This is a genomic window from Streptomyces sp. NPDC030799 (assembly GCF_055572255.1).
On the sequence record NZ_JBVIDS010000020.1, the window covers coordinates 112,852 to 128,553 of the forward strand.

19 protein-coding genes are annotated in these 15,702 nt (G+C 70.0%); 13 read left to right on the top strand and 6 right to left on the bottom strand.

Annotated elements, in window-relative coordinates:
• Window positions 1-5: 5 nt before the first annotated feature.
• The 7 genes from ACZ41I_RS38555 to ACZ41I_RS38585 all read left to right on the top strand — a co-directional run bounded on the left by ACZ41I_RS38555 (window position 6) and on the right by ACZ41I_RS38585 (window position 3,511).
• Complete coding sequence (locus tag ACZ41I_RS38555) at window positions 6-260, top strand: type B 50S ribosomal protein L31 (protein ID WP_468516344.1); 255 nt, start codon at window positions 6-8, stop codon at window positions 258-260.
• On the top strand, window positions 257-1,552 hold the full coding sequence (locus tag ACZ41I_RS38560) for a GTP-binding protein (RefSeq protein WP_468516345.1): 1,296 nt from the start codon (window positions 257-259) through the stop codon (window positions 1,550-1,552). Before ACZ41I_RS38555 ends, ACZ41I_RS38560 begins: the two co-directional genes overlap by 4 nt.
• Window positions 1,552-1,785 carry a 30S ribosomal protein S18 gene (rpsR, locus tag ACZ41I_RS38565; RefSeq protein WP_468516346.1) on the top strand — a complete coding sequence of 78 codons (234 nt, stop codon included), beginning with the start codon at window positions 1,552-1,554 and terminating at the stop codon, window positions 1,783-1,785. The genes ACZ41I_RS38560 and rpsR overlap by 1 nt, the downstream gene beginning before the upstream one ends.
• Window positions 1,786-1,850: 65 nt before the next feature.
• Entirely contained in the window at window positions 1,851-2,225 is a 375-nt protein-coding gene (locus ACZ41I_RS38570; protein WP_468516347.1) for a VOC family protein, read from the top strand.
• A 24-nt stretch (window positions 2,226-2,249) separates the two neighbouring features.
• Complete coding sequence (locus ACZ41I_RS38575; RefSeq protein ID WP_468516348.1) at window positions 2,250-2,597, top strand: ArsR/SmtB family transcription factor; 348 nt, start codon at window positions 2,250-2,252, stop codon at window positions 2,595-2,597.
• A gap of 25 nt (window positions 2,598-2,622) precedes the next feature.
• Window positions 2,623-3,096, top strand: a complete 474-nt coding sequence (locus tag ACZ41I_RS38580; RefSeq protein WP_468516349.1) for an SRPBCC family protein — start codon at window positions 2,623-2,625, stop codon at window positions 3,094-3,096.
• Between the two features lie 145 nt (window positions 3,097-3,241).
• Window positions 3,242-3,511 (top strand): DUF397 domain-containing protein, encoded by a 270-nt coding sequence (locus tag ACZ41I_RS38585; protein ID WP_399773211.1) that lies wholly within the window; start codon window positions 3,242-3,244, stop codon window positions 3,509-3,511.
• 88 nt (window positions 3,512-3,599) lie between these two features.
• Here the strand turns inward: ACZ41I_RS38585 and ACZ41I_RS38590 are convergent, their stop codons facing one another.
• Window positions 3,600-4,073 (bottom strand): ATP-binding protein, encoded by a 474-nt coding sequence (locus ACZ41I_RS38590; protein ID WP_363217583.1) that lies wholly within the window; start codon window positions 4,071-4,073, stop codon window positions 3,600-3,602.
• 365 nt (window positions 4,074-4,438) lie between these two features.
• On the opposite strand from ACZ41I_RS38590, the gene ACZ41I_RS38595 reads away from it, so the two are divergent.
• The 4 genes from ACZ41I_RS38595 to ACZ41I_RS38610 all read left to right on the top strand — a co-directional run bounded on the left by ACZ41I_RS38595 (window position 4,439) and on the right by ACZ41I_RS38610 (window position 8,157).
• Complete coding sequence (locus ACZ41I_RS38595; RefSeq protein ID WP_363217592.1) at window positions 4,439-5,263, top strand: helix-turn-helix domain-containing protein; 825 nt, start codon at window positions 4,439-4,441, stop codon at window positions 5,261-5,263.
• Between the two features lie 69 nt (window positions 5,264-5,332).
• Window positions 5,333-6,793 (top strand): aldehyde dehydrogenase family protein, encoded by a 1,461-nt coding sequence (locus ACZ41I_RS38600; RefSeq protein WP_399773209.1) that lies wholly within the window; start codon window positions 5,333-5,335, stop codon window positions 6,791-6,793.
• Between the two features lie 125 nt (window positions 6,794-6,918).
• Window positions 6,919-7,476: a DinB family protein gene (locus ACZ41I_RS38605; RefSeq protein ID WP_468516350.1), complete on the top strand. Its 558-nt coding sequence runs from the start codon at window positions 6,919-6,921 to the stop codon at window positions 7,474-7,476.
• Window positions 7,477-7,515: 39 nt separating this feature from the next.
• Window positions 7,516-8,157: a PadR family transcriptional regulator gene (locus tag ACZ41I_RS38610; RefSeq protein WP_399773204.1), complete on the top strand. Its 642-nt coding sequence runs from the start codon at window positions 7,516-7,518 to the stop codon at window positions 8,155-8,157.
• 113 nt (window positions 8,158-8,270) lie between these two features.
• Here ACZ41I_RS38610 and ACZ41I_RS38615 read toward each other — a convergent pair whose 3' ends face one another.
• Window positions 8,271-9,680, bottom strand: a complete 1,410-nt coding sequence (locus ACZ41I_RS38615) for a glutamate decarboxylase (RefSeq protein WP_363218880.1) — start codon at window positions 9,678-9,680, stop codon at window positions 8,271-8,273.
• A gap of 41 nt (window positions 9,681-9,721) precedes the next feature.
• Window positions 9,722-11,011, bottom strand: coding sequence for an ion channel protein (locus ACZ41I_RS38620; protein WP_468516351.1), 1,290 nt, complete (start codon window positions 11,009-11,011; stop codon window positions 9,722-9,724).
• A 123-nt stretch (window positions 11,012-11,134) separates the two neighbouring features.
• On the opposite strand from ACZ41I_RS38620, the gene ACZ41I_RS38625 reads away from it, so the two are divergent.
• The gene (locus tag ACZ41I_RS38625) at window positions 11,135-11,902 is read left to right on the top strand and encodes a MerR family transcriptional regulator (RefSeq protein ID WP_363218882.1); all 768 of its coding nucleotides are present in this window, start codon (window positions 11,135-11,137) and stop codon (window positions 11,900-11,902) included.
• 15 nt (window positions 11,903-11,917) lie between these two features.
• Here ACZ41I_RS38625 and ACZ41I_RS38630 read toward each other — a convergent pair whose 3' ends face one another.
• Entirely contained in the window at window positions 11,918-12,283 is a 366-nt protein-coding gene (locus tag ACZ41I_RS38630) for a YbjQ family protein (RefSeq protein ID WP_468516352.1), read from the bottom strand.
• A 139-nt stretch (window positions 12,284-12,422) separates the two neighbouring features.
• On the opposite strand from ACZ41I_RS38630, the gene ACZ41I_RS38635 reads away from it, so the two are divergent.
• Window positions 12,423-13,391, top strand: a complete 969-nt coding sequence (locus tag ACZ41I_RS38635; RefSeq protein ID WP_468516353.1) for a DedA family protein — start codon at window positions 12,423-12,425, stop codon at window positions 13,389-13,391.
• A 4-nt stretch (window positions 13,392-13,395) separates the two neighbouring features.
• On the opposite strand, the gene ACZ41I_RS38640 is transcribed toward ACZ41I_RS38635, so the two are convergent.
• Window positions 13,396-15,051, bottom strand: a complete 1,656-nt coding sequence (locus ACZ41I_RS38640) for a threonine/serine exporter family protein (protein ID WP_468516354.1) — start codon at window positions 15,049-15,051, stop codon at window positions 13,396-13,398.
• 132 nt (window positions 15,052-15,183) lie between these two features.
• Window positions 15,184-15,675, bottom strand: coding sequence for an inorganic diphosphatase (locus ACZ41I_RS38645; protein ID WP_031115900.1), 492 nt, complete (start codon window positions 15,673-15,675; stop codon window positions 15,184-15,186).
• Window positions 15,676-15,702 lie beyond the last annotated feature (27 nt).

Below are 15,702 nucleotides of genomic sequence, written 5' to 3' on the forward strand. Positions count from 1 at the left end.
CCGCCATGCGCAAGGGAATCCATCCGGCCTACGGTCCCGTCGTCTTCCGTGACCGCGCCGCGAACCACGCCTTCCTGACTCGATCGACCATGACCAGTGAGAAGACGGTCGAGTGGGAGGACGGCACCACCTACCCCGTGGTGGACGTCGAGATCTCGAACCTCGGCCACCCCTTCTGCACCGGCACAGCGCGGGTGCTGGACACCGCCGGGCGCGTGGAGCGCTTCGAGCGCCGGTACGGGAAGCGGGGCGGGGCATGAGCCTCGCCGTGGCTGTCGTGGGCGGGCTGCACGCCGACGCCCGCAAGGCGGCCGTCGACCGCCTGCTCGCCGAGGTGTCCGGCAGCGTCGTACTCCATCACGACCTGTCGACGGCCGCCGCCGGCACGGTCGTCCGTACCATCCGCGACCGCGGCGGCGTCGTGACCGTGGGTGAGTCGCCGCTGGTCAACGACTGCGCGTGCTGCGCGCTGCGCGAGGACCTGGTACCCGAGCTGCGCCGGCTCGCCCGCGACGGCACGACCCGGCTCGCGATCGTCGAGCTGTGGGACTCGGTCGAGCCCAAGGCGATGGCCGAGGTCGTCGCGTCCGGCGGCCTGACCGTCACCTCCGTGATCACGGCCGTGGACCCGGCGCTGGTGCTGCCGTATCTGGGCAACGGCGACGACCTCGCCGAGGCCGGCCTCGGCGCGGCGGCCACCGACCGGCGCACGGTCGCCGACACCTTCGCCCGGCAGCTGGAGTACGCCTCCGTCCTCGCCGTGGCCGACTCCCCGGAGGCCGACGACGAGGACCGCGAACTGCTCACCCAACTCCACCCGACGGCCCACCGGATCCCGATCCCCCCGGGACCCCCCGGACAAGCCCCCCGCCGGGACCCGCAGCCGCCAACAAGGGACATCCTGCCGACCTGCCAGGGCACGCAGGCGCAGCCCCCGGACGCGCACGCCCCCTCAGTGGACACCCACGCCCCCTCACCGGAAGCTCACGCCCCCTCCCCGAACCCCCGACCCCCCTCCCCCCTCGCCCAAGCCGCTCTCGCCGGTTTCGATGTGGAGGCCGCTGCGGCGGCCCAGCATCCGGCCTGTGCCCTGCTGCCCGTCGAGGCGGACGGGCACGGTGTGTCGACCCTGGTCTGGCACCGGCGCCGGCCCTTCCATCCGGAGCGGCTGTACGCCGCACTGGAGGACCTGACCTGCGCCGCGGCCCGCAGCCGGGGCCGGTTCTGGCTCGCCGACAAGCCGGACACGCTGTTGCACTGGGACGCGGCCGGCGGGGCGCTGTGCGTGGAGAGTGCCGGGCCGTGGCTGGCCGCGCTGCCCGACGCGGCCTGGGAGATGGTCCCGCCGGTACGCCGTGCCGCCGCCGCGCTGGACTGGCACCCCGAGCACGGCGACTGCTGCAACCACCTCGTGTTCACCTCGCCCGGCCTCGACCGTGACGGACTCACGCGCCTGCTGGAGTCCTGTCTGCTCACCGACGCCGAGTACGCCGCGGGGCGCGACGCCTGGAAGAGGCTTCCGCCCGCCTTCGACACCCTGCTGGAGATCTGATGCCGCGCAAGAGCGACGGCAAGCCCGTCAAGGACCGCCCCAACCCGCTGGACCAGGCCGGGATCACCTACATCGACTACAAGGACACGGACCTGCTCCGAAGGTTCCTCTCCGACCGGGGCAAGATCCGCAGCCGCCGGGTCACCCGGGTCACCGCCCGGCAGCAGCGGCTGCTCGCGCGGGCCATCAAGAACGCCCGGGAGGCGGCGCTGCTGCCGTATGCCAACAGGTGAACGGGTATAGGTAGGCAATCCCCTACGATTGACGCGTAGGGGATTGCCTACCTATTCTCGGTGGCATGGCCATCACGCACGCCTCCTTCGTCACCCTTCCGGTCTCCGACCAGGACCGCGCTCTGCGCTTCTACCGCGACGTCCTCGGCTTCACCGTCACCGCCGACCGGGACATGCCCCAGGGCCGCTGGCTCCAGGTGGCCCCCGAGGGCGCCCAGACCGTCTTCACGCTCTCCGGGCCCGGCATGGGCGGTTTCGAGCCCGGTTCCGCCCGGGGGATCATGTTGGTCACGACCGACGTCGACGCGGACTGTGCCCGGCTCGCCGCGGCCAGGACCCCTGTACAGGGCCCGGACGAACTGCCCTGGGGGCGCATGGCCTCCTTCACGGACCCCGACGGCAACGGTCTGATGCTGCTGACGGAGAAGGAAGGCTTCTGACCGCTCCATGAATCCGACCGCTCCATGAACGGGACGAGTACCACCGCCGAGGACCGCGTTTTCGCCGCGCTCGCCAACGCCACCCGCCGCGAGGTGCTGCGGCTGCTGCGCGAGCGCGGACCGCAGCCCGTCCAGGCCCTGGCCGACCACTTCGACATGCGCCGCCCGAGCCTCTCGGAACACCTCAGAGTGCTCCGGGAGGCCGGCCTCGTCTCCGAACAGCGCTCCGGGCGGCAGCGCATCTACCGTCTGGAGGCGGCCCCGCTCGCCGAGGTGCAGGACTGGCTCCACCCGTACGAGCGGTTCTGGCGCGAGCGGCTGAAGGGCCTCGGCGATCTGCTCGACACCATGCCCGACGATCAGCCTTCATGAACACAGCACCCGGCGGCCGGCCTTCATGAACACAGCACCCGGAGATCACGCGGACGACCTGACCACCCTCCGCGTGGACCAGTTCTTCCCGCATCCGCCCGCCAAGGTCTGGCGCGCCCTGACCGACCCCGACCTGCTCGCCCGCTGGCAGATGCCCGGCGCCGAGGGCTTCCGGCTGGAGGTCGGCCACCGGTACCGGATGACCTCCGTCCCTCGTCCCAACTCCCGCTTCTCCGGGGTCGTGGAGGTGTGCGTCCTGGCCTACGACATCGAGCGGATGCTGTCCGTCCGCTGGGCCGACGCCGATCCGGCCAATCCCGCGGACTGGACCATCACCTGGACCCTGGAACAGGAAGGGCGCGGTACACGTCTCTTTCTAGTGCACGAGGGTTTTGATCCGGACGACCCGGCTCAGCTGATGGCGCGCAAGATCATGGACGGGGGATGGCGTGGGCATGTCCTGCCCGCACTGGGGCAGACGCTGGATCTGCTTCGGTAAAGCGGACGTCAAGCCTGTAACCAGGTAAACACTGCGCGTGCACGTGCATTTGCTCATGCATCTGCACATGAACGGGTTATGATCCGGGTCAGTTGACCACAGCATCTATGGCCACACCAGCCAGTGCACCACCGGGGAGCGACCTGTGGACCGCGACGTTGACGGCGTGTACGGGGGGTACGACGTGTACAACGGCATGGCTGCCGAGCAGTTGACCGGAGTGGCCTGGCAGAAGAGCAGGCACAGCAACTCGCAGGGTTCGTGCGTGGAGTTCGCGCGGCTGCCGGGCGGCGAGGTCGCCGTCCGCAACTCGCGTTTCCCCGACGGCCCGGCGCTCGTCTACACCCGCGCGGAGATCGAGGCCATGCTGCTCGGGATCAAGGACGGCGAGTTCGACCATCTGATCGCCGGCTGATGCCCCGGGGGAGAGCCCGGGGCGTGCCATGGCAACGATGTCGGAGTGACGCGCGTAGAAATCGCGCGTCCGTCGGTGCGCTGCAGTGTCAGCCGGCCGGGCTCAGCCGGAACAGCGCCCACACGACCTTGCCGTGGAGGGCGCCGGCGAGGGGGTGCCAGCCCCAGCTGTCGGCGAAGGAGTCGACCAGGAACAGCCCGCGCCCGGACTCGGCGGAGAAGTCGTCCGAGTCGCGCGGGACCGGCGTCTCGTGGCTCGGGTCGCGCACCGCGCACACCAGCCGCTCGCTCCAGCGCATCAGGTGCAGCCGCACGGACGGAGCGGGTTCGGAGCAGCCCGCGTCGCCCGGAAAACCGTGCCGCAGGGCGTTGGTGACGAGTTCGGAGACGACGAGGCATATGTCGTCGAAGCGGTCGCCGGCGTCCCACTGGTCGAGGGTGGTGCGGGTGAAGCGCCGGGCCTCGCGCACCGCGTCGTACCGGGCGGGCAGGGCGCAGGAGGCGGCGTCGGACACGGCTGCGGGGTCCAGCGGCGGAAGGCCCTGCCGTAACGGCTTGAGCATGGTCGATCCATTCGTTCCCATGCGAGGCACTCCCGGGAGTTCGCGGTCGTTGCGATGCAGCGGTGGCGCGGCACCATGGTTTCGGATGCGCACAGCAGATGCAAGGGCAGATGCACGTGCACGCGACCGAAATGACACTGCCCGTACCGCTTCTTGGCCATTTTTTCCGCCATCTTCTCGGCGTTTGCCGCCAGTGGTCCTGACCTCTTCCCGAAACCGGCAGGCAGAAACGGTCCGGGTCTTTCCGTTTCCGTAACCGGACGAGTACTGCTCGAAGTGTTTTAGTGGCAGACTGCGGGCCCTGAAGACGGTTGGGGAGGCTGACGAACGTGAGCGCGGGAGAGCCCGGATCGGTGGTGCGGCGGATGCTGCTCGGTTCGCAACTCAGGCGACTGCGTGAGGCTCGGGGCATCACGCGCGAGGCGGCGGGGTACTCCATCCGCGCCTCCGAGTCGAAGATCAGCCGGATGGAGCTGGGCCGGGTGAGCTTCAAGACCAGAGACGTGGAAGACCTGCTGACGCTGTACGGCATCACGGACGAGACGGAGCGCGAGTCGCTGCTCTCCCTCGCCCGCGAGGCCAACGTGGCCGGCTGGTGGCACAGCTACACCGACGTCCTGCCCAGCTGGTTCCCCACCTATGTGGGCCTGGAGGGCGCCGCGTCCCTCATCCGCGTCTACGAGGTGCAGTTCGTGCACGGTCTGCTCCAGACCGAGGAGTACGCCCGTGCCGTGGTCCGGCGCGGCATGAAGGGCGCGAGCCCGGCGGACGTCGAGCGCAGGGTCGCCCTGCGCATGGAGCGGCAGAAGCACCTGCTGGCCGACAACGCCCCCGAGTTCCACATCGTCCTCGACGAGGCCTCCCTGCGCCGCCCCTACGGCGACCGCCAGGTCATGCGCGGCCAGCTGCAGCACCTCATCGACCTCTCCGAGCGGCCCAACGTACGGCTGCAGGTCATGCCGTTCAGCTTCGGCGGGCACTCCGGCGAGAGCGGCGCCTTCACCATCCTCAGCTTCCCCGACGCCGACCTGTCGGACGTCGTCTACCTGGAGCAGCTGACCAGCGCCCTCTACCTGGACAAGCGCGAGGACGTCGCCCAGTACGAGCAGGCGCTCAAGGAGCTGCAGCAGGACAGTCCGGGGCCCGACGAGAGCCGGGATCTTCTCCGAGGTCTCCTTCAACTCTCTTGAAACATAAGTACGATGACGTGCGATCAGACCTTGACCAGGATCTGCGTCCGCTAGTGATTGAGGGATCACATGTCGTCCTACTTCACCGACCTGGCCCTGCAGTACATCGACGGCGAGTGGCGTCCGGGTACCGGCTCCTGGGACGTCATCGACTTCAATCCGTACGACGACGAGAAGCTGGCCTCGATCACGGTGGCCACGGTCGACGAGGTGGACCAGGCCTACCGGGCCGCCGCCCGCGCCCAGAAGCAGTGGGCCGGGACCAATCCCTACGCCCGCCGCACGGTCTTCGAGCGGGCGCTTCGGCTCATAGAGGACCGTGAGCAGGAGATAGCCGACCTGATCATCGCGGAACTGGGCGGCACGCGCGTGAAGGCCGGTTTCGAGCTGCACCTCGCCAAGGAGTTCCTGCGCGAGTCGATCCACCTGGCGCTGCGCCCCGAGGGCAGGATCCTGCCCTCCCCGGTCGACGGCAAGGAGAACCGCGTCTACCGGGTGCCGGTCGGGGTGGTGGGCGTGATCAGCCCGTTCAACTTCCCGTTCCTGCTGTCGATCAAGTCGGTCGCCCCGGCGCTCGCGCTGGGCAACGCCGTCGTCCTCAAGCCGCACCAGAACACCCCGATCGCGGGCGGCACCCTGCTCGCGAAGATCTTCGAGGAGGCCGGGCTGCCCGGCGGCCTGCTCAATGTCGTGGTCACCGACATCGCCGAGATCGGCGACGCGTTCATCGAGCACCCGGTCCCGAAGGTCATCTCCTTCACCGGCTCCGACAAGGTCGGCCGGCACGTGGCCACGGTCTGCGCCGCGAACTTCAAGCGCTCGGTGCTCGAACTGGGCGGCAACAGCGCGCTGGTGGTCCTGGACGACGCCGACATCGACTACGCGGTGGACGCGGCGGTCTTCAGCCGGTTCGTCCACCAGGGCCAGGTCTGCATGGCCGCCAACCGGGTCCTCGTGGACGCCTCCGTCGCCGAGGAGTTCACCGAGAAGTTCGTCGCCAAGGTGAAGTCGCTGAAGGTCGGCGATCCGCGCGACCCGCAGACCGTCATCGGCCCGGTGATCAACTCCCAGCAGGCGAACGCCATTGCCGGCTCCGTCGAGCAGGCCGTCGCCGAGGGCGCCACCGCCCTCGTCCGGGGCGGCACGTCGGGCAACCTGGTCGAGCCCAGCGTGCTCACCGACGTCCCCGCCGACTCCGCACTGCTGCAGCAGGAGATCTTCGGCCCGGTCGTCTTCCTCGTTCCGTTCGACGGCGAGGAGGAGGCGCTCCGCATCGTCAACGACACCCCGTACGGCCTCAGCGGCGCCGTCCACACGGGCGACATCGAGCGGGGCGTCGCCTTCGCCAAGCAGATCGACACCGGCATGTTCCACGTGAACGACGGCACGGTCCACGACGAGCCCATCGTGCCGTTCGGCGGCGAGAAGCACTCCGGCATCGGCCGCCTGAACGGCGAGACGACGCTGGAGGCGTTCACGACCGTCAAGTGGATCTCGGTGCAGCACGGGCGCAGCGCGTTCCCCTTCTGACGAGCGCCGGCGGAAGCGAGTTCCGACCGGGGCGGACCCTTGCGGACAGAACCTGACCGCAAGGGTCCGTAACGTCTTCGGTGTCAGGGCAAGAGCCCCCGGTGAACCGATGAAAGGCGGCCGTCATGGTCAAGCACGTGCCCGCGGAGGCGAACGGTGACGAGCGAGGAGCGCTGCTGGCGTTCATCGAGGAACAGCGCGGCGGCATCCGCCGGGCCCTGCTCGGCCTGACCGAGGAACAGGCCCGTACCCGCCCCAGCGTCAGCGAGCTGTCCCTGGGCGGCCTGGTCAAGCATGTCGCCGAGACCGAGCAGGGCTGGGTCGCCCGGGCCAAGCAGGAGCCGCCTGCGGTCCGGCGCGACGAGTCGAACTGGCACGAGTGCTTCCAGCTGGCCGACGACGAGACGGTCGCCGGACAGCTGGCGTACTGGGAGGAGGTCGCCGCCGAGACGGAGAAGTTCATCCGCTCGGCGCCGAGCCTGGACGACACCTTCCCGCTGCCGTCCGATCCCTGGTTCCCGCCGCAGGCCCGGGTCTCGCTGCGCTGGCTGTGTCTGCAGCTGATCCGCGAGACGGCCCGGCACGCCGGCCACGCCGACATCATCCGCGAGTCGCTGGACGGCAGGACCGCCTTCGAGCTGGTGGCCCAGGAGGCCCAGGAGCAGGGCGCCGCCCGGGGGTGATCGCGGGGCGGGCGGCGGTACGGCAATAACCTGGACCCCATGTCAGCGATCCGACTTCTCGTGCTGGGCGCCGTCCGCCAGCACGGGCGGGCCCATGGCTATCAGGTCCGCAACGACCTGGAGTACTGGGGCGCGCACGAGTGGTCCAACGCCAAACCGGGCTCCATCTACCACGCCCTGAAGCAGATGGCCAAGCAAGGGTTGCTGCACGCGCACGAGATCGCGCCGTCCACGGCCGGCGGCCCGCCCCGCACCGAGTACGAGCTGACCGACAAGGGCACCGAGGAGTACTTCGCCCTGCTGCGCGACGCACTGGTCACCTACGACCAGCGCGGCGACGTGAAGACGGCGGCGATCGGCTTCATGGTCGACCTGCCGAGGGCCGAGGCGGTGGCGCTGCTGAAGGAGCGCACCCGCCGGATCGAGGCCTGGCGCTCTTCGGTCACCGAGCACTACGTGCCCGACGAGGGGCCGGGGCAGCTCGGCCACATCGGCGAGATCATGAACATGTGGGTGCACACGGCCGACTCCGAGGCCGAGTGGACCCGGGGTCTCGTGGCGCGCATCGAGGACGGCGCCTACACGTTCGCCGGTGAGGGCGAACGGTTCGTCGGCGTGCTCGCCGAGGACGAGGTGAACCCGTACGCGACGGGGGAGCGGCATCCGGAGGACGACCGCTGACCGGTCCCGAACGGCTGATCGAGTTTGCCCCATGCTCCTGCCGGCGGTTCGAGGCGATGGTCGAACTTGTTCTGCCCGCCGGTACAGAAGTTTTCGCGCCTCGGACGGCAGGCCTAGTGGTGGAACCCGGTCGCCGCCTGCTTGTCCCGGGTGAGTGGATGCGGCTGCCGGCGCAGCTCGGGCAGCAGGCGGGTCAGGTCGTCCAGGAACAGGTCGGCCAGGTCGTGCGAGAAGCCGTTGCGGCACACGATCCGCAGCACGGAGAGGTCCTCGCGGTGCGGCGGGAAGGTGTACGCGGGCACCAGCCAGCCGCCCTCGCGCAGCCGCCGGGAGACGTCGAAGACGTCGTACGCCGTGACGTCGTCGGCCGTGGTCAGCGCGAACACCGGCAGTTGGTCGCCGTGCGTGAGCAGCCGGAAGTCGCCGAGCGCCGCGATCTTCCCGGCGAGCGAGGTCGCCACGTCCCGCGTGGACTGCTGCACCGCGCGGTAGCCCTCGCGGCCGAGGCGCAGGAACGTGTAGTACTGGGCCACCACCTGGGCGCCGGGCCGGGAGAAGTTGAGCGCGAAGGTCGGCATGTCGCCGCCCAGGTAGTTGACCCGGAAGACGAGCTCCTCGGGCAGCGCCTCGTGGTCCCGCCACAGTGCCCAGCCGACGCCCGGGTACACCAGCCCGTACTTGTGCCCCGAGGCGTTGATCGAGGCCACGCGCGGCAGCCGGAAGTCCCACACCAGCTCCGGGTCCAGGAAGGGCGCCACCATGCCGCCGGACGCGCCGTCCACATGCACCGGGACGTCGAGCCCGGTGCGTTCCTGCAGGGCGTCCAGGGCCGCGCACAGTTCGGCGATCGGCTCGTAGGAGCCGTCGAACGTCGAGCCGAGGATGCCGACGACCCCGATGGTGTTCTCGTCGCACAGCTCGACGGCGGCCTGCGGGTCCAGCTGGAACCGGTCGCCCTCCATGGGCACCTGCCGGGCCTCCACCTCCCAGAAGGTGCAGAACTTGTCCCAGCAGACCTGGACGTTGACGCCCATCACGAGGTTGGGCCGTGCGCCGCCCGCATAGCGCCCTTCGTTGCGCCGCATCCAGCGCCGCTTCAGTGCCATCCCGGCGAGCATGCACGCCTCGCTCGACCCGGTCGTGGAACAGCCGACGGCCGCCGACGGGTCCGGCGCGTTCCACAGGTCGGCGAGCATCGCCACACAGCGCCGCTCCAGCTCGGCCGTGCGCGGGTACTCGTCCTTGTCGATCATGTTCTTGTCCCGGCACTCGGCCATCAGCACCCCGGCCTGCGGCTCCATCCAGGTGGTGACGAATGTGGCCAGATTCAGCCGGGAGTTGCCGTCCAGCATCAGCTCGTCGTGCACCAGCTGGTACGCCGTGGACGGGGACAGCGGCGCGTCCGGGAGCCGGTGCGTGGGCGGCGCCTCGGTCATGCCGGCGACCGGATTGGCCTCGCCGAAGAACGGGTTGACCGACACCGTCCGCTCCTCGTGCTTCGCGGGACCTTTGTGCAGGGCCATGAACGTGCCTCCAAGGTGGGTACTTTCAGCGGAAGGGTCTGTCAGCGGACCGGGGTGCCGTCCTCGCGCAACTGCATCTGCGGGCGCCCCGTCACCAGCAGCCACGGCGGCAGCGACGCGATGCACAACAGGGCGAGGGCGCCGGGCGAGGCGACCAGGACGGCGGCGGTGAACAGGCTCACCCAGCCCTGCCGGGTGACGGCCAGGAGCATGCCCAGGACGGCCGTCGCGACGCCCACCGCCGGATGCACGGCCGGAACGAGCGCATGGGCGCACAGGCCGAGGGCGCTGCCGACGAAGACCGCCGGGAAGATCCGGCCGCCCCGGAAGCCGCAGGACGCGGCGACGAGCAGCGCCGCCAGCTTCACCACCGCGAGCACGGCGAACTGCCCCGCCGACCGGCCCTCGGGATGCCGGGCCAGCTCGCCCATCTCCGACAGCCCCTTGAACAGCGTGAGATGACCGCCCAGCGCCCCCAGAGCGCCCAGGACGACCCCGCCGGCCGGAAGCATCAGCATCGGGTGCCGCAGCCGCCGGAAGGCCGCGTGGACGTACGGGAAGGCGTATACGGCGCTCATGCCGAGCAGCGCGGCCACCGAGGCGGTCACGAGGGCCGCCAGGACGTCCTTGCCGTCCGGGTGGCCCAGGGGCGGCAGCCCCAGGTCGAAGGTCGGACGGGCCACCAGGGTGGTCGTGACGGCCCCGCACGCCCCGGCGGTCAGCGGCGCGAACAGGTTGTCCCACAGCCGTCCGCGGATGGGACGCCCGGCCAGCGCCTCCGAGATGACCAGCGCCGCGGCCACCGGTGTGCCGAACAGCGCGCCGATCGTCGCCGACTCGGCCAGCACCGGCCACAGGCTGCCCGGCGTCCGCGGCATCAGCCGCGCACCGAGCCAGGCGGCGAGGCCCACGTTCACGGCGAAGACCGGGTTCTCCGGTCCGAGGCTCGGGCCGCCGGCCAGCATCAGGCCGGTGGCCAGCACCAGTCCGGGCAGCACGGCCGGTGCCATGGCCGGGGCGTTCAGGCCGAGGGTCGCCGGATCGGGACCGGCGTGGCCGGGCACCTTCCAGATCACCAGCCCGACGGCGATCCCGGTCGCCACGAGCATGACGAACATCCACAGCACCGAGTAGCGGCCCACCCCGAGCGCATCCGGCAGCGGCCCCCACAGCACGCGCTGGAGCTGCTCCGCCGCCGCGCTGACGCCGACGAAGACCAGGCTCGCGACCACGCCCACGACCACGGCGGGCAGGATGAAGGGCAGCAGAGCCCGTGCCGGGGCCGTGGGAGCGGTCGCGGGCGCCTGCTGCGCTTCGGGTTCCTGGGCCACCGCCTCACCATAAGCGGACAAAATGCACATAACATCCCGAACATCGTGAACGGCAACCGGCTTGCACCTCACGTGACGTGAGGCCTCAGCGTGGACGGCGTACCGACGACAAGGAGCGGAAAAGTGAGCTACTCCGTGGGACAGGTCGCGGGGTTCGCCGGGGTCACGGTGCGCACCCTGCACCACTACGACGAGATCGGCCTGCTCGTCCCCAGCGAGCGCACGTACGCCGGCCACCGGCGCTACAACGACGCCGACCTCGACCGGCTCCAGCAGATCCTGTTCTACCGGGAGCTCGGCTTCCCGCTCGACGAGGTCGCGGCCCTGCTCGACGACCCGGACGCGGACCCGCGCGCGCACCTGCGCCGCCAGCACGATCTGCTGACCGCCCGGATCGAGAAGCTGCAGAAGATGGCCGCGGCCGTGGAGCACGCCATGGAGGCACGCACGATGGGCATCAACCTGACGCCGGAGGAGCGGTTCGAGGTCTTCGGGGACAAGGACCCGTTCAACGAGGGGTACGCCGAGGAGGCCGAGCAGCGCTGGGGCGACACCGAGGCATGGGCCGAGTCCCAGCGCCGCGCCGCCCGCTACAGCAAGGAGGACTGGAAGCGGATCAAGGCCGAGACCGACGACTGGGAGCAGCGGTACGCCGCCCTGGTGACCGCCGGCGAGGAGCCGTCCGGCGAGGCGGCCATGGACCTGGCCGAGGAGCACCGGCAGCACATGAGCAGGTGGTTCTTCGAGGTGCCGTACGAAATGCACCGGTGCTTCGCCGGCATGTACGTCTCCGACGAGCGCTTCAAGGCGTACTACGACGCCATGGCCCCCGGTCTCGCCGAGCACCTGGGCGCCGCCATCACGGCGAACGCCGCGCGGCAGACGGCCTGACCCCTGGCCCGGGAGTCACTCCCGGGCCAGGACCACCGCCGTGCCGTAGGCGCACACCTCGGTACCGACGTCCGCGGCCTCGGTCACGTCGAACCGGAACGCCAGCACTGCGTTGGCGCCACGCGCGCGTGCCTGCTCCACCAGGCGTTGCATGGCCTGGCTGCGGGTCTGCACGAGCGTCTTGGTGAGCCCCTTCAGCTCGCCGCCGATCATCGACTTCAGACCGGCGCCGATCTGGCTGCCGAGGTGCCGCGACCGCACGGTGAGTCCGAACACCTCGCCGATCACCTGCTGCACCCGGTATCCGGGCACGTCGTTCGAGGTCACGACCAGCACGTCCGACTGGGGTACCTGGCCGCCGCCGTAGTCATCGAGTCCCATGAGCCACAGCCTTCTCCCCGTCATCTCTCAGCGCATCCCGGAGACACCGGTGGAACCTGGAGCGGTCACATCACGTTGATAGCTTTGTGCGGCCGTACCCGGATGCCGTAGCCGCCTTGACCCCCTGGAGCCCGGACCCGTGATGACACTCGCCCTCGGCCCGAGCTGGCTCGATCCCAACTATCTGCTCGACACGTACAGCATCTGGGGCCTGCTGCTCATCGTCTTCGCCGAGTCCGGCCTGCTCATCGGCTTCTTCCTGCCGGGTGACTCGCTGCTGTTCACCTGCGGCATGCTGATCACCGCTCACCGGATGCACTTCCCGCTGTGGGGTGCGATCGGCCTCATCTGCCTCGCCGCGATACTCGGCGACCAGGCGGGCTACATGTTCGGCAAGAAGGTCGGCCCGTCCCTGTTCAACCGCCCCGACTCCCGCCTGTTCAAGCAGGAGAACGTCACCAAGGCGCACGAGTTCTTCGAGAAGTACGGCCCGAAGTCCCTGGTCCTGGCCCGTTTCGTGCCCATCGTGCGCACGTTCACGCCGATCATCGCCGGCGTCAGCGGCATGAAGTACCGCTCGTTCCTGGTCTTCAATGTCATCGGCGGCGTCCTGTGGGGCGCGGGCGTCACCCTGCTCGGCTCCTGGCTCGGCAACATCGGCTTCGTCAAGAACAACATCGAGGCGATCCTGATCCTGATCGTCCTCGTCTCCGTGATCCCGGTCGCCATCGAGGTCCTGCGCGCCCGCGGCAAGCAGAAGAAGGCTCCGCAGCCGGCACCGGAGCCGTCCCGCCCGGCTCCCCCCGCCATGGACACCCAGACCACCCAGCTGCGCCGCATCGAGCCGGACCAGCCGTACGAGCACCAGCAGCACCAGCAGCAGGAGCAGCAGTACGAGCAGCCGTACTGGAACCAGGGCGGCTACGACAATCAGCACCACGACCAGCAGCACCACGACCAGCAGCAGTACGACCAGCAGCAGTACGGCCGGCAGTACGACCAGCACCAGTACCCGCAGCAGCAGTACGGCCGGCAGTACCCGCAGCAGCAGTACGACCGCGACCCGTACCCGTACGACTACGACCAGGGCACCTACCGCGCCCCGTAGCCCGTCAGAAGCCCCGGGTCCGCTTGGCAGCCCTCCGCTTCCCGGCGGAGCCGATCCTCAGGAACAGCCGGAAGACCTCCGACCCCAGATTGACCCCGATGGCGATGGCGATCGCCAGTGACGCCGCGTTGGCCAGCGACACCAAGCCCTTGTCCACCTCGTTCTGGGCCATGTTGAGCAGCCCGAAATACGTGGCGGAGCCCGGCAGCAGCGGCCCGATCGCCGCCGTCGTGTACGGCAGGGCCGAGGCGAACCGGTACCGCGACAGCAGCTGCCCGAAAAGGCCCACCAGCCCCGCCGCAACGGCCGTGGACGCCACCGGCGAGATGTCGGCGACGTAGTGCATCGCGCCGTACACCGACCACGCGACACCCCCGTTGAGCGTCACCCACAGGACGGTGGAACGTTCCTGCTGCAGCAGCACCGCGAACGTCAGCGACAGCAGCATGGACGCCGCGATCTGCACCAGCGGCCGTTCGTTGATGATGAGCGACGCGTCCGGGTTCAGCTTGCCGCCGACCTTCACGCCGAAGTACAGGACGACCAGCACGCCGGTGACGATGCCGACGAAGAAGTACATGACCTCCAGCAGGCGCGCGGAGGCGGTGATGTAGAAGCCCGTCAGGCCGTCCTGCACACCCGCCACCAGCGCCCGCCCGGGCAGCAGCGCGAACAGTCCACCGGTGACGACGGCGGACGCCTTCACGTCGACGTGCGCCAGCGCGAACGCCACCCCGATCGCCGCGGGCGGCATCGCGGCCACCGTGAACTGGTAGAACTCCGGCAGCCCGCGTCCCGCGCACAGCCAGGCCAGCCGGTCGCCGAGCATCGCGCCGATCGCCGCCGCGACGAACACGATCAGGTCACCGCCGACCAGGACGGAGGCGGCTCCGGCGAGCAGCCCGCTGGCCAGGGTCAGCGCCCAGCCGGGGTAGGGGTGCCGGTTGCGGCGGATCTCCGCCAGCCGCCGGTAGGCCTCCTCCAGGGAGACCTGGGTCTCCGGGTCGGTCAGGTCGTCCACCAGCCGGAACACGGCCGCGAGCCGCGTGTAGTCGGTGCCCCGCCGCCGTACCGTCCGCGATGCCGTCACCGGGTCGTCCACCAGCGACGGCTGGTGCGAGATCGACAGCAGCGTGAAGGTGACGTTCGGCTCGCAGCGGTCCAGGCCGTAGGAGCGGCACACCGCGAACATCGCGGCCTCCACGTCCTCCGCGCCCTCGCCGCCGGCCAGCAGCAGCTCGCCGATGCGCAGGGTCAGGTCGAGCACGCGGGGTACGGCCGGGCCGTCCTCCTCCTCGCGCTGCACCGGCTCCGGCGCCGGCCGCTCGGCCACCGGCATGCGCAGCATCGTGCGCATCCGGTCCTGCCAGGGCGCGTCCTTGACCAGGCTGACCAGCGGAACTCCGGCGGCGGGAGTGAACGCCGGCGGGGCCTCCTTGGCGCTGTAGGTGCGCGGCGGGCTGAACGCCGACCCCTCCGGCTCGGCACTCGGCGGCTGCGGCCCCAAAAGCCCCTGCGGCACCGCGAACTCGGACGTGCTCTCCGGCTCACCGGCCCCCTCGGGGACCTCGATGCCCACCGGAATGGCGAACTCGGACGTGATCTCCGGGTCGTACCGCGCCTCGTCCGACCGGGGCTTGCGGTCCTCCGCCTCCGTCACCTCGCACCGCTCCCTGAACGAGACCTTCCGTACGGCTCAGTATGCGCACAGGTACCCGAACGGTCCGCACGCGTGCGTGAAACGCGGAACGGGCCGCACGCACGCGTACGGCCCGTTCCCGCGGCTCGGGGCTCAGTGACCGCCCTGCTCCTTGAAGCGCTTGTACGACCGCTCGATCTCCGCCTCGGCGTCCGTGCGGCCCACCCAGTTGGCACCCTCGACCGACTTGCCGGGCTCCAGGTCCTTGTACACCTCGAAGAAGTGCTGGATCTCCAGGCGGTCGAACTCCGACACGTGGTGGATGTCGCGCAGGTGCTCCACGCGCGGGTCGGTGGCCGGAACGCACAGCAGCTTGTCGTCGCCGCCCGCCTCGTCCGTCATGCGGAACATGCCGATCGCGCGGCACTTGATCAGGCAGCCCGGGAAGGTCGGCTCGTCCAGGATGACCAGCGCGTCCAGCGGGTCGCCGTCCTCGCCGAGGGTGTTCTCGACGAAGCCGTAGTCGGTCGGGTAGGCGGTCGAGGTGAAGAGGCGACGGTCCAGGCGGATCCGACCGGTCTCGTGGTCCACCTCGTACTTGTTGCGCGAACCCTTCGGGATCTCGATCGTGACGTCGAACTCCACCGGTGGCTCCTCCATGATCAGCACATA

Excerpts from the sequence above, each read along its gene's own strand:
- ACZ41I_RS38590 (WP_363217583.1), bottom strand. The coding sequence starts at position 4,073 with ATGCTCAAGCCGTTACGGCAGGGCCTTCCGCCGCTGGACCCCGCAGCC.
- ACZ41I_RS38560 (WP_468516345.1), top strand. The coding sequence starts at position 257 with ATGAGCCTCGCCGTGGCTGTCGTGGGCGGGCTGCACGCCGACGCCCGC.
- ACZ41I_RS38610 (WP_399773204.1), top strand. The coding sequence starts at position 7,516 with ATGTCAGCGATCCGACTTCTCGTGCTGGGCGCCGTCCGCCAGCACGGG.
- ACZ41I_RS38595 (WP_363217592.1), top strand. The coding sequence starts at position 4,439 with ATGCTGCTCGGTTCGCAACTCAGGCGACTGCGTGAGGCTCGGGGCATC.
- ACZ41I_RS38570 (WP_468516347.1), top strand. The coding sequence starts at position 1,851 with ATGGCCATCACGCACGCCTCCTTCGTCACCCTTCCGGTCTCCGACCAG.
- ACZ41I_RS38580 (WP_468516349.1), top strand. The coding sequence starts at position 2,623 with ATGAACACAGCACCCGGAGATCACGCGGACGACCTGACCACCCTCCGC.
- rpsR (WP_468516346.1), top strand. The coding sequence starts at position 1,552 with ATGCCGCGCAAGAGCGACGGCAAGCCCGTCAAGGACCGCCCCAACCCG.
- ACZ41I_RS38575 (WP_468516348.1), top strand. The coding sequence starts at position 2,250 with ATGAACGGGACGAGTACCACCGCCGAGGACCGCGTTTTCGCCGCGCTC.
- ACZ41I_RS38630 (WP_468516352.1), bottom strand. The coding sequence starts at position 12,283 with ATGGGACTCGATGACTACGGCGGCGGCCAGGTACCCCAGTCGGACGTG.
- ACZ41I_RS38605 (WP_468516350.1), top strand. The coding sequence starts at position 6,919 with ATGGTCAAGCACGTGCCCGCGGAGGCGAACGGTGACGAGCGAGGAGCG.
- ACZ41I_RS38615 (WP_363218880.1), bottom strand. The coding sequence starts at position 9,680 with ATGGCCCTGCACAAAGGTCCCGCGAAGCACGAGGAGCGGACGGTGTCG.
- ACZ41I_RS38555 (WP_468516344.1), top strand. The coding sequence starts at position 6 with ATGCGCAAGGGAATCCATCCGGCCTACGGTCCCGTCGTCTTCCGTGAC.
- ACZ41I_RS38600 (WP_399773209.1), top strand. The coding sequence starts at position 5,333 with ATGTCGTCCTACTTCACCGACCTGGCCCTGCAGTACATCGACGGCGAG.